The organism is Mycobacterium senriense (assembly GCF_019668465.1).
Classification (GTDB): Bacteria; Actinomycetota; Actinomycetes; order Mycobacteriales; family Mycobacteriaceae; genus Mycobacterium; species Mycobacterium senriense.
In genome coordinates, this window is record NZ_AP024828.1 from 2,081,660 (window position 1) to 2,095,678 (window position 14,019).

Genomic DNA, 14,019 nt, shown 5'->3' on the forward strand with positions numbered 1-14,019 from the left:
TTCTCCCGCCGGCGCTGGATTACCGTGGACCTTACAGTAGGCGATGTGGTATTCCCCACAAAAGGCTGCGCCCGGGGGCGGTACGAATCGGGGCAGCGAACGGTTCGGCGCCAGGCCGGCACACCGCGTGTGGCACAGCTAACGCCTAGCGCCGCGGCAGGACGCCCGAGAAATGGGTATATGACCCTTTCTCCGGTCATTCAACTGCGAGGAATCCATCATGAACCAGACCATCCAACGACAGCTCGGCAAAACCGACAGTCCGATCGAGGACGAGCTCGAAGACGCCTTCAGCAGGATGTTGAGCGAGGGAACCCAGCGGCTGCACCGCAGCTGGCGCGGTGTGCTGGTCACCGGCTTTTTCGGGGGCACCGAGGTAGCCCTCGGCGTGCTCGCTTATCTGTCCGTTCTGGACGCCACCCACCGACCCCTGCTGGCCGGATTGGCGTTCTCCATCGGCTTTTTGGCCCTGCTGCTGGGTCGCAGCGAGCTGTTCACCGAGGGCTTCATCATCCCGGTCGTCACGGTCGCGGCCAAGCGCGCCAGCCTCGCGCAGCTACTCAAGCTATGGGGCGGCACCATGTTCGCCAATCTCGTCGGTGGCTGGACGATCATGTGGATGATCATGACGGGCTTTCCCGAATTGCATTCGCAGACGGTCGAATCCGCGACCCACTTCGCTGCCTCGCCACTATCGGCACAGAGTTTCTGTCTGGCCGTGCTCGGCGGAATGGTGATCACGTTGATGACCCGGATGCAACACGGCACCGACTCGGTTCCAGCCAAGATCGCCGCAGCCATAGCGGCGGCATTCCTGTTGGCCGGGTTGCGATTGTTCCATTCAATCCTGGATTCCCTGCTCATCTTCGGCGCGCTCGTCACCGGGAAAGCTCCGTTCGGCTATCTCGATTGGCTGGGCTGGTTCAGCTACACCGTCGTCGGCAACCTGGTGGGCGGCTTACTGTTTGTGACGCTGCTGCGGTTGCTGCGCAGCAAGGATCGACTAGAGGAAGAGCGTGCCGAAGCCGCCGTCCCCGCCTGAGCGGTGGGCGTTCAGGTCGGCGGAACGCCGCATCGACGACTCGCACACGAGCGATTCATCGAGCGACACAACGCGTCTCAGATGCCGGCGATGAGCTCCAGATCTTTCAAGGAGGCCTCGAGGTGGCCGAGCATCCGCTGCAGGTGCGGGACGCTGCGGCGGCATCCGACCAGACCGAAGTCGAGGTTGTCCGCGTTGTTGGTCACGGTGATGTTGACCGCCTGACCGTCGAGTGGGATCGACAGCGGATAGTTGCCGTCTAATCGTGCCCCGCGCCAATACAATTGATCGGGGTTACCGGTCGATACGTTCGAAATGACAATGTTGAACGGCGGGGAGCCCGCGGACAGGTAGCCCGGGACCAGACCGAAGAACAGCCCCCCGATGTTGAAGGCGGACAACGCCAGTTGCTGCACCGGAGGTAGCTGCCAGAACACCTCTTTGGTCTCGCGGATGGACGCGCTGATCGTCTCGAGACGCTTCGCCGGGTCGTCGAGATCGGTTGCGAGATTGCATAGGAAGGTCCCGACGTTGTTCCCGCTTCGGTCGTCGTCGTCTTTGCGCAGATTCACCGGCACCATGGCGGTCAGTGGCGCGTCCGGCAGGGCGTTCTGATCGAGGAGATAGGCGCGCAGGGCCCCCGCGGACATGGCGAGTACGACGTCGTTGACCGTCACACCGGTGGCCGCCTTGACCGCCTTGATGCGCTCCAGCGAATAGGATTGGGCCGCAACCCGCCTGGCACCGCCGATCCGCACGTTGAACATGGAGCGCGGCGCCCGGAACGGCAGGGTCAGTTGTTGTTCGAGCAGCGCCGCGCGCGCGAGTTTGAGTGTGGACGGCGCCAAGCCGAACGCCGAACCCGCGGTGCGGCCGAGCCGGTTGAAGAGGGACGGCTGGTGTCGCCGCCCGCTGCGCTTGCGTGGCCCCAGGCTCCACGGAACCCGCACCTCATCATCGTCGGGATCGGACGTGAAGGCGCGCTGCACCAAGCGGAGTGCCGACACGCCGTCCATGAGGGAGTGGTGATACTTCGTGTAGACCGCGTACCGCCCGTCCTGCAGGCCTTCGACGAGGTGCGCCTCCCACAGCGGACGGTGCCGGTCGAGCAGGCTGCCATGCAGGCGCGACACCAACTCGAGCAAGTCGCGGACTCGGCCGGGTTCGGGAAGCGCGGACCGGCGAAGGTGATAGTCGAGCTCGACGTCCTTGTCGAAAGACCACGCGACGTTGGTGATCCCGCCGAAGAAGGCCGGACGCTTACGGAACGGCGGCTGCACGTCCGTGCACTCGAGCATCGCCTGATATGACTCGCGCACGAAATGGGGACCGGCATCCTCCGGGGGTTCGAAGAGCTGCAGCGAGCCCACGTGCATCGGGTGTTCGCGTGACTCGCCGATGAGGAACAACGCGTCCGTCGGTGATATCGGTTCCATGGTCGTTCCCATTCCCTCCGCTGTGCCTTCCGTCCAGCACACGCCCCCTTCGTATTAGCCACCCGCGGGCATTGCTAATCGCGAATGAGCATTCGGACTTCGCGGTCGGTCACAGTGCTTGTGTGGGCGTGTGCGTGGGTATTGACGCTCAAGGAGGTAGGAAATGCCGGCGGATTCGGGTTGTCCCAAGCGGATGGAGTTCGGCCCGTGCGGCGGTGTGCGGCCGGACGGCCGGTGCGAGATGCTCCCGAAGCCGTGCGCTTTCGACGACGTGGTGCTGTGGTCGGGCCATCGACCCGCGCCCCGTCGCGTGCCCGCTCCGCTGGTGCTCACCGACTTCAGCGCCACCCCGTTCAATCCCGACGACATCGCGATGACGGCGAACATTCTGGCACCCGGGTGCGACGCCGTCCTCGTCGGCGAGCACCAGAACAAGCCCGACTTCCCGCCCACCCTTATGGCGTCGCTGCTGCTCGACGCCGGTGTGACGCCGTGGATCACGTTGTCGTGCCGCGACCGCAACCGCGTGGTCCTCGAGCAGGAGTTGCGGGGATTGCGCAGCATCGATGTCGACACGGTGTTGTGCGTGACCGGAGACGGACGCGGATATGACGTGCGCCCAGACGTCACGCAGACCTTCGACCTCGACGGGCCCCGGCTGGTTTCGCTGGCCGCCTCGGTCGGCATGACCGCGGCGGTCCCCGAGACGCCCACCGCGCCGCCCGTGCAACGGAGACCGGCTCGCCTGGTCGAGAAGCAGCACGCCGGGGCGAGCCTGGCCGTCCTGAATCACGTGCCTTCGCCCGACATGGTCGCCGACTTCATGACGACAGCGCGATCGGTCGGCTTGACGATCCCGGTGATCGCGGCGGTGGCGGTGTTCACCGACAGCATCTCGGCGGCGGTGCTGGAAGGCTTGCCCGGACTCGAGCTCGATCCCGTTGTGATGCAACAGGTTTTGAGTGCGCCGGATCCGGTGACCGCCGGGATCGCGGCGGCGGTGAGCGAAGCCCGGGCGCTGTTGGCGATTGAGGGCGTCGAGGGCGTCAACGTCTCGGGGCTGGCGTCCGCGTCGGGTCCTCGCATCGGTGCGGAGATCAAGGCGGAGGTCGGTCGTCGGGTCCGGGCGGAGGCGGCGCCGTGACTCGCGTCTCCGACGGTGCAGAGTGCGGCGATGGGGAGGGACGGCACGATGACTGATGCGATGGAGGCCGAGTTCGATACCGTCGCCGAGTGGACCGCGCAGGTCGCCGCGGAACTCGGGCCGGACTACCACCTACCCGCCGGCTGCCGGGGAAGCGGGAGTCCCGCGGCGCTCGACTGGCTGATCGAGGGGATGGAGCTGGCGGCCGATGCCACGCTGCTGGACTCGGGCGCCGGTGTCGGGGGTCCCGCCGCCTACGCCGCCCGGTCCGGCGCGGTGCGGCCTGTGCTCGTGGAACCCGAAACGGGTGCCTGCCGCGCGGCGCGCAAACTGTTCGGCTTTTCGGTGGTGTGCGCATCGGGATCGGCCCTGCCGATGAGGGACGCGAGTGTCGACGCCGCCTGGGCGTTGGGCGTGTTGTGCACGACGCCGGATCAACTCGAGTTGCTCACGGAGTTGCGCCGCGTCGTGCGGCCTGGAGGGCGCATCGGGTTACTGGTGTTCGTCGCACACCGGGATGTACCGTCAAATTGTCTGGAAGGCAATCACTTTCCGACGCCAACCGGATTGCGCGAGCTGTTGGCCGGGGCATCACTTGACGTCGAGCAGCGGCTCGGCACCGCCGCCCTTCCGCCGATCGACGACACGTGGAACGCGCGTCTCGATACCGTGGAGAGCGTCCTCGGCGACCGACACGGACACACGGAGGCATGGCAGTTGGCCGAACGTCAAAGCTCGACGATCGGGGACCTGCTCGGAGATGGAACCTTGACCGGCGAGCTGTTGGTGCTCCGTCACGCTTGAGCGATCCGGCGACACCACGTCAGTCGCGAAGCGCCGCGAGGATCCCTACCCGCCCGCGTCGGCCTCGCCCCGCAACACCGTGATGTCCAGGTGACGGCGGCCGCTAACGCCCGGTGGCCTGAAAGATGACCCGGCGGGCGATCTGTACCGCATGGTCGGCGAAGCGTTCGTAGAAGCGGCCCAACAGGGTGGCGTCCACGGCGGCGGCGACCCCCTGCGTCCTCTCGGGATCCATCAGCAGCGCCAGCAGCCGGTGGTGCAGCTCGTCCATCGCGTCGTCGTCGTGGCGAATCTGGGCCGCCCCCCGGGGGTCTTGCGACACCAGCACCTGCCGCGCCCCGAGGGCCAATGCCTCGGCCGCCTCACCCATGGCCGCGACGTAGGGCCGCACCTCGGCGGAAACGGCCGGATAGGGGTGACGGCGGCGGGCGATCTCGGCGATGTGCACGGCCAGCTCGACCATCCGTCGCGCATCCGCTGCGATACGGATAGCGCTGACGACCGCGCGCAAGTCGGTGGCGACCGGCGCCTGCAACGCCAACAACGCGAACGCCGTCTCCTCGACGTGTGCCTCGAGGGCGAGGACGCTGCCGTGGCGGGCGATGACAGATTCGGCCGTCGTCAGATCGGTTTCCAGCAGCGCCTCGCTCGCCTGTGAAATCGCCTGGGCGGCCATCGCGCACATGTCGGCGAGCTGATCGGTCAGCGTGTCCAGCTGCTGGTGGAAACCGGTCCTCATCTTCACTGAATAACCCGCCACCGCCAAATAAACGTGCCCGCGCAGAACGGCAGAAATTCGTAACGGGTTTACCCGCTAGCGGATGTCCTCGGCGAGCGCGCGAGCCTCCCGCTCGGTTTCGACGGCGGGCCCGGAGCCGGGCAACGGCTTGCCGGCGACTTCAGGGGTGAACAGCAACGTGATCGCCCCCACCACGCCGGCGAAGATCAACATGTAGGCCGGCACCATCACGTTGCCGGTGCCCGACACCAGCGCCTGGGCGATCAGCGGCGTGATGCCGCCGACGAGGGAGATCGAGATGTTGTACGAAATCGCCAGCGATCCGTAGCGCACGTTGGTGGGGAACAAGGCCGGCAGCATGGCCGGCCCGGTGCTGTCGAAGCACAGTTCCATCATGCCGATCAGCAGCACGCCGATGAAGATCACCGGGTATACGCCGCCGAAGCGGATGAGCAGGAACGCCGGGATGGAGGCACCGATCAGCAGGACGCACCCCGTCCACATGATGGGTTTGACGCCGATCCGGTCGGACAAGGCGGCGACGAGCACCACGGTGACCATCAGGATCGCCAGCGTCGACACGATCATGACCAGTCCGGCGGTGCGCCCGACGCGCACGAACAGTCTGAGGTAGGTCGGCAGATATCCGGTGAGCATGAAGTCGGCGACCTGGGAGGTCAGCACCAGCGCAGCGCAGATCAGCATCGGGCGCCACTGGGCCGCGACCGTGCGCAGAATTTGCTGCGATCCTTGGCCGCCCGACCCGGGCGCCCCGTCGTTCGCGCTCTGGTAGGCGGAGGATTCCTTGAGCCGAAGCCGTAGGTACAGGGCGACCAGGCCGAAGGGCAGGCCCAGCAACAGCGGAATCCGCCAGCCGTACGTCAGCATGGCGTCGTCCGGCAGCCAGGTCTGTAGGCCGGTCACCAGCAACCCGGCGAGGACGAATCCGACCAGGTTGCCCATCGGCAAGAAGCCGACCATCATGCCGCGTTTGTGGTCGGGGGCCTGCTCGACGAGATAGGTCATCGCACCGACGTACTCTCCGCCGGTCGACAGGCCCTGAAAGATTCGCGCGATGACGAGCAGGATCGGCGCCCAGACACCGATGGTGCTGTAGGTGGGCAGCAGGCCGGTCATGGTGGTGCTCACCGTCATCATGAGGATGGTGACCACCAGCACCCGGTGCCGCCCGATGCGGTCGCCCAGCGGGCCGAAGATGAATCCGCCGAGCGGGCGCACGACGAACGCCGCCGCCAGCGTGCCGAAGGTCGCGATGAGGTGGACGCCGCTGACGCTCTTGCCGGGGTAGAACACCTGGGCGATCGTGGTGGCGATATAGCCGTAAACCCCGAAGTCGTACCACTCCATGAAGTTTCCGATGGCGGTACCCATTATGGTCTGCCGCATCGCCGGATCGGCGACCCTGATGTCTTTACGGGCCCATTTTTTCCGGCGGCGTCGAATACCCATCGAATGATGGCTTACCCGAAACATTCCCGGGACGAACCGGCGGGGTCGGGTGATAGGACCTTTCTCCGGGTTACCCGCAGACCCCCGAGATCATCCCCCCGGGCCACGGGCGGACGTGATTGGTTCCGGAAAACTCCAGCTAGGCGCGCGTCGCCGCCGCCGCGGACGACGACAGCGCGGCGCCGCCGGAACAGAATCAGTTATTCGCGTCACGTCCGCTCGTTCGCGGCGTGGTTCATTGGCCTTTCAAGCTCCCGATGCGCAGCGAGAAGTCGGCGGCTTTGGACGGCGGCGAGTCCTCGAACTGCTCGACGTAGGCCTGGGGGTCACGATCGGTGATCGGCAGCCCCTCGGTGGTCGGGTGCTCGGCCATGAACTCGCTGTATTGACGTCCGAGCGCCTCGCGAAGCCCGATGGGGGCGGTGCGGCGAAAGTCCGACAGTCCTTCGCGTTCCTCCTCGGCCATGTGGTCGTCGTTCGCCACCCGGGTACGCCCAACGGCGGCCCACCACTGTTCGCTGCCCAGCGCGGCGGCGTTGGCGTCGCGCACACCGTCGCGGATGTCGTTGTGATCGCCGATCGCGTCGAGGGTCTCGCCCTCGGCGTCGTCACCCCCGCGTATCAGCAACTGCGGGTAGAAGATTTTTTCTTCGATGTAGGCGTGCACGTCGAGCTTGTTGGCGAGCGGACCCCATACCCGCTTGAGCGCGCCCGGGTCGTCGGGGCGTTGGGCCTGCAGATCGTCCAGGCGCGCGAACTGTTCGCGGAACCACTCGTGGTCGGCCAGGATCAACCTGGTGATATCTGCCATCGGAGAGTTCCGCCTCCCTGGATCCCGGTCCGTCGGGGCTTACCCCGTTTACCAGCTGAGGTAACAACCCGACGCGGGATCCGTCAACCGGGTTTCTCTCCCTGGCGTACGGCCGTTGACCGAGGTGCTCCGCGCCGCAACGGAATCACCAATTTGACGCACGTGTAAGCCCTTTGATGATCGTGGGCCGCCGGTGTCACCGCCGGCGCGGTGCCCGCCGGCGCCACGCCCTGAACAGGAACTCGCCGGGAGGGCGCGGTTATCCGGGCGGATACACTGGGGCGGTCAGTTCGGCGATCAGCTTCGATCGCACCCGTAGACCAACACGAATCAGTCAGAGGTTGTGCCTTGTCCGACAAACCCGGTGATGCCGTCAGCTTGGAACCGCATTTCGAGGACGTACAAGCGCACTACGACCTGTCCGACGAATTCTTCGCGCTCTTCCTGGACCCGACGCGGACCTACAGCTGCGCCTATTTCGAGCGCGACGATATGACGCTGGAAGAGGCGCAGTACGCGAAGGTCGACCTCTCGCTGGGCAAGCTCGGGCTGCAGCCTGGCATGACATTGCTCGACATCGGGTGCGGGTGGGGCACCACGATCGTCCGCGGCCTGGAGAACTACGACGTCAACGTCGTCGGCCTCACGCTCAGCCGCAATCAACAGGCACACGTGCAGCGCCGGCTGGACAGCCATCCCTCGGCGCGGTCCAAGCGCGTGCTGCTTCAGGGCTGGGAGCAGTTCGACGAGAAGGTCGACCGGATCGTGTCGATCGGCGCCTTCGAGCACTTCGGGCGCGACCGGTACGACGAATTCTTCAAGAAGGCCTACGAGGCGCTACCGGCCGACGGCGTCATGATGCTGCACACCATCATCAAGCCCAGCGACGAGGAATTCGCGGAGCGCGGGCTGCCCATCACCATGACCAAGCTGCGCTTCATGAAATTCATCATGGACGAGATCTTCCCGGGCGGAGACCTGCCGCAGGCCAAGGGCGTCGTGGAGCACGCCGAGCGGGCCGGCTTTGGTGTGAAGCTGATTCAGCCGCTGCGCCTGCACTATGCCCGCACCCTCGACACCTGGTCGGCGGCGCTCGAGGCGCGCCGGGACGAGGCCATCGCGATTCAGTCCGAAGAGGTCTACGACCGGTACATGAAGTACCTGACCGGATGCGCGGACCTGTTCCGCGAGGGCTACACCGACGTCGCGCAGTTCACCCTGACCAAGGGATGACGCACTAACCGCCGGAGAGTCCGCTCGAAACGTACTGAGCGACAACGGCTTTGATCGGGCGTAGCGTCGTCGCACCGCGCGCGCCGTTCGTCACACCGGGAGCCCTTCCGATGCGTTGGACTCGCTCTGCACGCCGGTGCTCGCGGGCTTGCGGCGAAGGTCCTCGCTGACGTCGTCGAGCGCCAGTCCGGCCGGTTCGCGCACCAGGACGGTCGTGGCGATCCCTGCGGCGTAGCAGCAGAAGCCCAACAACGTCACCGCACGTAACCCGGCGCCGCTGAGCAGGAGCGGCACAAACAGAGCACCTAGGAAGGCCCCGACTTTCGCGATGGCCGAAGAAAGCCCGTGAAAGGTACTGCGAACGGCGGTGGGGTACGACTCGGCCGCGAGAAGCATCGTCGTGTAGTTGGGTCCGAAAGCGACGCCGAACAAAGACATGCCGAACACGATCGCGAACGGCACTACCGAGGCGCTGATGACGGGGAAGACCGTTATCAACAGCATCGCCAACGCGCAGATACCGAATCCGAGTGCCTGCAGCACGCGTCGGGGCATGCGGTCGAGCACCAGCAGGCCGGCGATCGCTCCGCCGAGACCGAAACAAATGACCAGGACCGCGTTGAGGGCGATGTTGGACACCACGCTGCCGTGGGGCGCGATGTGCTTGATCAGCAAGGGTTGGCTGACGTAGCTGCCGTAGACGGCGACATTGAAGAAGAACCAGCTCCCGGCGGTGCCCAGCAGGATGGTGAGGACTTTCCGATTGGACAGGCCGATCTTGGCGGCTGGAGTCGCGGCAACGGTGGGCGAAGTGAATGTCGCACGCGATTGGGCAAACGCCGCAAAGTCTTTCAGCGCCTGCCGTTCGTCACCACGTTCGGCGGTCCAGCGCGGCGACTCGGGCATGTGACGACGCTAATACAGCACCAGCAGAGACGGGATCACTCCCATCCCGAGTATCAGCCGCCAGGCGATGTGATCGGGAACGCCGACGGCCAGTACCAGGAGGCTGACCAGATAGGCGACGACCTGACCGAACACATAGAAGATGAAGGTCAGCCCGACCAGTTGACCGCGGTTTCGCCGGTTCGCGTATTCGGCCATGATGACGCCGCTGGCGGGATAGTCGCCTCCGATCCCGATTCCCAGTATCAGCCGCGCGACGACCAGGACAGTGAAGTTGGGAGCGAACGCGGAGAGCAATGCCCCGACAATCATCAAGACCGCTTCAAAACCGTAGACACGCCGCCGGCCGAGCATGTCGCCGAGACGCCCGAAGGCGATGGCGCCCAACGCAACTGCCAACAGTGTCGAGCTCGTCAGCATCGAAATCTGCCCGCCGGTGAGATAGAACTGCGGAGTGGTCAGCAGGGTTACCGTACCGATGACGTTGAGATCGTAGGAGTCCGTGAAGAATCCGGCGCCGGCGGTCGCCGCCGCCTTGAAGTGGAAGATGTCGAGCTTTGCGTCGTCGATCGACCTGACGACACCGACCTGTGCCGGCCCAACATCGTGCCGGCTCCCCGAACTTGTCATGATAAGTACGGTCCAACACGCACCAGAGGCAAGTCAACGGCGTACCGTTCTTTTCGGCTATGTTCAATATCCGTTAACCACAAGTGGGTTCGGTGCTCATCGGGCCGGATCTATTAGCGTCAGCATGTATAGTCAAGTGCATGGCAGTGGCGCTGCACGAAATGATCGCCGACAGCCTGCGGGAGCAGATCCGGGCCGGAGAGCTGCCCGTGGGTGCTGAGCTTCCGTCGGAATCTCAGCTCTGCGACCGGTGGAAGGCGTCACGCGGACCCGTGCGCCAGGCGCTGGCGGCGCTGCGCGCCGAAGGAGTCATCGCCGGCGGTCGCGGGAAACGGCCGGTCGTCCGCACGACTTCGATCGGCCAGCCGTTCGACACGCTGCTGTCTTACTCCGCCTGGGCCCAATCGATCGGGCGCAAGCCCGGACAGCGCACGCTCGAATTGGCCTTGCGCCGAGCGGATCAACACGCGGCCTCGGTGCTCCAGATCGACGAGGGGGCGCCGGTCGTGCAAATGTTGCGGTTGCGCTACCTCGACGGCGAGCCCGCGATGCTGGAACGCGCGACGTTCGTCGCGGACGTGGGTCGCCGGTTGTTCGACTTCGATTGCGACTCAGGGTCGTTGTGGGCTTACCTGTTGTCGCAAGGGGTGCGGTTCTCGACCGCTTCTCACGTCATCGACGCGATCGCGGCCGACCCCGTCGACTCTGCGCATCTCTCTGTGGCGCAAGGTGATCCGCTGCTAAGGCAGCAGCGGATCACCCGAGGAGTCAGGGGCGAGATCATCGAATACCACGACGACCGGTATCTGCCTTCCATGGTCAGCTTCACACTGGAGAACACCCTGGACGCGCGCTGCGCCCTCGCCCGAAATGCCAAGCCCGGGGCGGAGGCGGACGCCCGATGAGCGCCCGGCTCGAGCTGGCCGTACTGGACATGGCCGGCACCACCATTGACGAGGGACAGCAGGTCTACCGGGTTCTGGCTGAAACGGCGGTCGCCTATGGCGCAACACCGTCACCGGCCGACATCGCTCGCTGGCACGGGGCGGCCAAACACGAGGCGCTGCGTGCGCTGCTCACCGGACCCGGTGGTGAGCCCCCGAGTGCGGACCTGCTGGACACGGTGGTCGCCGATTTCCGTTCCCGGCTGACGGCCGCCTACGCGATCTCGCCGCCATGCCCGCTGCCCGGTGTTACCGACGCGATGGCCGTGCTGCGCTCCGCCGGCATCCGGGTCGCGCTCACCACCGGGTTCGATCGCGACATCGTCGACTCACTGATTTCCGCTTTGGGCTGGGACGGCGATTCGGTGGCGGACGACGTCGTTTGCGGCAGCGACGTGGCGGCCGGGCGCCCGGCGCCCTTCATGATCTTCCGGGCGATGGAGAACCTCGGTGTCGTCGGCGTGGACCGCGTGCTCATCGCCGGAGACACCCCGCGTGACCTGCAAGCCGGAACCAACTCCGGCGCGGCGTTCGTCGTCGGTGTCCTGTCCGGGGCCGGGGACGCGGTCGAACTCGGCAGGCATCGGCACACCCATCTGGTCGCGTCGGTGGCCGACCTGCCCACGCTGCTCGAGCTGCGCAACGCGGCGGCCAGCCCCGCGTGATGCAGCCGACGCCATCGCCCCAAAAGGCCGCCGTCAGGATCGACCACACCTTGGCGGCCGTGTGGCGGGGCGGCGCCGACATCGCGGTGGAATCGGTGACCGTGCCCCCGCTGGGGCCCGGTGATGCGTTGGTGCGAGTCAGGCTTGCCACGGTGTGCGGTAGCGACAGACTTACGGTGAGCGGACGGCGCCAACAGCCGTGCCCGTCGATCCTCGGCCACGAGACCGTCGGTGAGATCGTGGCGCTGGGCACCGGTGAGCCACGGGCCGTGGATGGACGGTCGTTGCGCGTGGGTCAACGCGTCATCTGGAGCGTGACGTGGCCGTGCGGCACCTGCGACCGGTGCCTGGCCGGCGTCACGGCGAAGTGCCGGGTGGTGCACAAGGCCGGCCATGAGGCGCTGAACTCCGAATGGGCGCTGTCCGGTGGGTACGCCCAGCACGTGCTGCTCCCGCGCGGCTTGCCCGTTGCCGTGGTCGACGACGACCTCATGGATTCGGTCGCCGCACCTGCGTCGTGTGCTACGGCGACGGTCATGGCCGTTCTCGAACGCGCGGGAAGCCTGGCCGGCCGACGAGTCATTGTGCTCGGCGCCGGCATGCTCGGGCTGACCGCGATCGCCGCCGCCGTGTCTGCAGGCGCTTCCGTGGTGACCGCGGTCGATCCGGCCGCGGCCAGAAGGCAGTTGGCACGGCGATTCGGCGCTACCTCGGTGCGGGATTCGGTCGGCGGCGCCGACGCGAGCGACATCTTGCTGGAATTCTCCGGCGTACCGGATGTCCTGCAAGACGGGCTGGCAGGCCTCGACGTCCAGGGGATAGCCGTCCTCGCCGGCTCCGTCGCACCGAATGCGGCCGTGGCGGTCGACGCCGAGTCGGTGGTACGCCGTCAACTGTCCATCCTCGGCGTACACAATTACGAACCGCGACACCTGGCAGCGGCACTGACCTTTTTGCACCGAACGTGCGAGCGCTTCCCGTGGCACGAGTTGGTCGCCGACCCCGGATCACTCGACGACCTCGGCGCCCTGCTGGTCGCGTCCGCGGGACCTGTGCCGCGATACTCGATCGCCCCTTGACAAAGGAGATCACGCCAGGTCTGGGTTTACCGCCCCAGATCCCCGGGTAATTCCACCGCAACAACCTGATTCGGTGGGTGCCGGTTTCCTTCGGCGCAACGCCGCTGGAAGGACCGACAGTGAGCGCCAAACACCGCATGCCCGAGTCACCGGAGCAAATGCCGACATCGACCGATCACGGTCAGCGGCGCGTCCTGTCCGGCGCTGCGAAGGTGTGCGACATCATCTCCGCTTCGCTGTTGTGTGCCGCCTGCCTGACAGCGTTGGTGCTCAACGTCGGCCAGCACGAGAAGCGCAGTGTCGCCGCCAGTCTCGAGCCGCCGGCCATCTCGCAGCCGGTCAGTCAGGAAGGCACAGTGGTGGCCGTGTCGGCGGACTCGGTGACCATGCGCGGCGCGGACGGCCACATCCAGACCTACCACTTCACCCCGAACACCACCGTCGTCACGCATGGCGCCCGCCAACCCATCACCGCCGCGCCGCATTTCACGATCAACGACAAGGTCATCGTGGTCGGGACTATCGAGGGCGGTACGGCACTGGCCACCGCGGTGGCCTACCGCGGTGCGGGGCACGGCGAGGCTCCGCCGATGGATAACCTTGACGGCCAAGCGGTTTCGGCCGGCGCCGCCTGAGGGTCCACTGCGGCACCTGCGTTTCATCAACCGCCTGCGTCAACCGGGCGCCGCCGGCCGCCGGCATGCGCGCTCGGCCTAGTCTGGTAGCGATCCGGACACAGGAGGCGCCATGGGCGGGCACGAAGCAAAGATGATCATCTTGTCGACCGACGACCTGGATGAGTCGATCCGGTTTTACAGCGAGACCTTGGGCATGCCACTGAAATTTCGCGATGGTGCGCACTTCGCGGCCCTCGACGCGGGCCCGGTCACGCTGGCGCTGGCGACCGCGGTCGACCACCCCATCCCCGGGCAGGTCGTGGTCGGCATCAAGACCACGGACGTCGATGCGGCTGCGAAGGCCGTCGAGGCCAGCGGCGGCGGCATCGTGAAGGGCCCCTATGACGATGCCCATGAACGACGCGCCGTGGTCTACGACAACAAGGGCAACGGCTTGGTGTTCTACAAGCCATTGGCCCGATAGGAGCGCCGTACTCCG

Annotated in this window: 13 protein-coding genes and 1 pseudogene; 9 read left to right on the forward strand and 5 right to left on the reverse strand. The window is 66.2% G+C overall.

Going from position 1 to position 14,019, the window contains the following annotated elements; genetic code table 11:
- Positions 1-220 precede the first annotated feature (220 nt).
- Entirely contained in the window at positions 221-1,042 is an 822-nt protein-coding gene (locus tag MTY59_RS09905; protein ID WP_221045479.1) for a formate/nitrite transporter family protein, read from the forward strand.
- A 77-nt stretch (positions 1,043-1,119) separates the two neighbouring features.
- Here the strand turns inward: MTY59_RS09905 and MTY59_RS09910 are convergent, their stop codons facing one another.
- The gene (locus MTY59_RS09910; RefSeq protein WP_221045480.1) at positions 1,120-2,478 is read right to left on the reverse strand and encodes a WS/DGAT/MGAT family O-acyltransferase; all 1,359 of its coding nucleotides are present in this window, start codon (positions 2,476-2,478) and stop codon (positions 1,120-1,122) included.
- Between the two features lie 163 nt (positions 2,479-2,641).
- On the opposite strand from MTY59_RS09910, the gene MTY59_RS09915 reads away from it, so the two are divergent.
- Positions 2,642-3,622: a methylenetetrahydrofolate reductase gene (locus MTY59_RS09915; protein ID WP_221045481.1), complete on the forward strand. Its 981-nt coding sequence runs from the start codon at positions 2,642-2,644 to the stop codon at positions 3,620-3,622.
- Between the two features lie 48 nt (positions 3,623-3,670).
- Positions 3,671-4,426 carry a class I SAM-dependent methyltransferase gene (locus MTY59_RS09920; RefSeq protein WP_221045482.1) on the forward strand — a complete coding sequence of 252 codons (756 nt, stop codon included), beginning with the start codon at positions 3,671-3,673 and terminating at the stop codon, positions 4,424-4,426.
- Between the two features lie 103 nt (positions 4,427-4,529).
- Here the strand turns inward: MTY59_RS09920 and phoU are convergent, their stop codons facing one another.
- The 3 genes from phoU to MTY59_RS09935 form a co-directional block, all read right to left on the reverse strand.
- On the reverse strand, positions 4,530-5,165 hold the full coding sequence (gene phoU / locus MTY59_RS09925; protein WP_221045483.1) for a phosphate signaling complex protein PhoU: 636 nt from the start codon (positions 5,163-5,165) through the stop codon (positions 4,530-4,532).
- Between the two features lie 75 nt (positions 5,166-5,240).
- Positions 5,241-6,572 (reverse strand): MFS transporter, encoded by a 1,332-nt coding sequence (locus MTY59_RS09930; RefSeq protein ID WP_221045484.1) that lies wholly within the window; start codon positions 6,570-6,572, stop codon positions 5,241-5,243.
- Positions 6,573-6,870: 298 nt separating this feature from the next.
- A complete protein-coding gene (locus MTY59_RS09935) occupies positions 6,871-7,446 on the reverse strand; it encodes a hemerythrin domain-containing protein (RefSeq protein ID WP_221045485.1) in 576 nt (191 codons plus the stop codon).
- A 348-nt stretch (positions 7,447-7,794) separates the two neighbouring features.
- Here MTY59_RS09935 and MTY59_RS09940 point away from each other — a divergent pair, with 348 nt between their 5' ends.
- Positions 7,795-8,679: a cyclopropane mycolic acid synthase family methyltransferase gene (locus MTY59_RS09940; protein WP_221045486.1), complete on the forward strand. Its 885-nt coding sequence runs from the start codon at positions 7,795-7,797 to the stop codon at positions 8,677-8,679.
- A gap of 90 nt (positions 8,680-8,769) precedes the next feature.
- Here the strand turns inward: MTY59_RS09940 and MTY59_RS27310 are convergent.
- Positions 8,770-10,215 (reverse strand): annotated as a pseudogene (locus tag MTY59_RS27310) (MFS transporter).
- A 140-nt stretch (positions 10,216-10,355) separates the two neighbouring features.
- On the opposite strand from MTY59_RS27310, the gene MTY59_RS09955 reads away from it, so the two are divergent.
- From MTY59_RS09955 to MTY59_RS09975, 5 genes are all read left to right on the forward strand, one after another.
- The gene (locus MTY59_RS09955) at positions 10,356-11,120 is read left to right on the forward strand and encodes a GntR family transcriptional regulator (protein ID WP_221045489.1); all 765 of its coding nucleotides are present in this window, start codon (positions 10,356-10,358) and stop codon (positions 11,118-11,120) included.
- Positions 11,117-11,824: a phosphonatase-like hydrolase gene (locus MTY59_RS09960; RefSeq protein ID WP_221045490.1), complete on the forward strand. Its 708-nt coding sequence runs from the start codon at positions 11,117-11,119 to the stop codon at positions 11,822-11,824. The genes MTY59_RS09955 and MTY59_RS09960 overlap by 4 nt, the downstream gene beginning before the upstream one ends.
- Entirely contained in the window at positions 11,824-12,903 is a 1,080-nt protein-coding gene (locus tag MTY59_RS09965; protein WP_221045491.1) for a zinc-binding dehydrogenase, read from the forward strand. Before MTY59_RS09960 ends, MTY59_RS09965 begins: the two co-directional genes overlap by 1 nt.
- Before the next feature lie 119 nt (positions 12,904-13,022).
- A complete protein-coding gene (locus tag MTY59_RS09970) occupies positions 13,023-13,538 on the forward strand; it encodes a hypothetical protein (protein ID WP_250160793.1) in 516 nt (171 codons plus the stop codon).
- Positions 13,539-13,650: 112 nt separating this feature from the next.
- Positions 13,651-14,004 (forward strand): VOC family protein, encoded by a 354-nt coding sequence (locus tag MTY59_RS09975; protein ID WP_221045493.1) that lies wholly within the window; start codon positions 13,651-13,653, stop codon positions 14,002-14,004.
- Positions 14,005-14,019 lie beyond the last annotated feature (15 nt).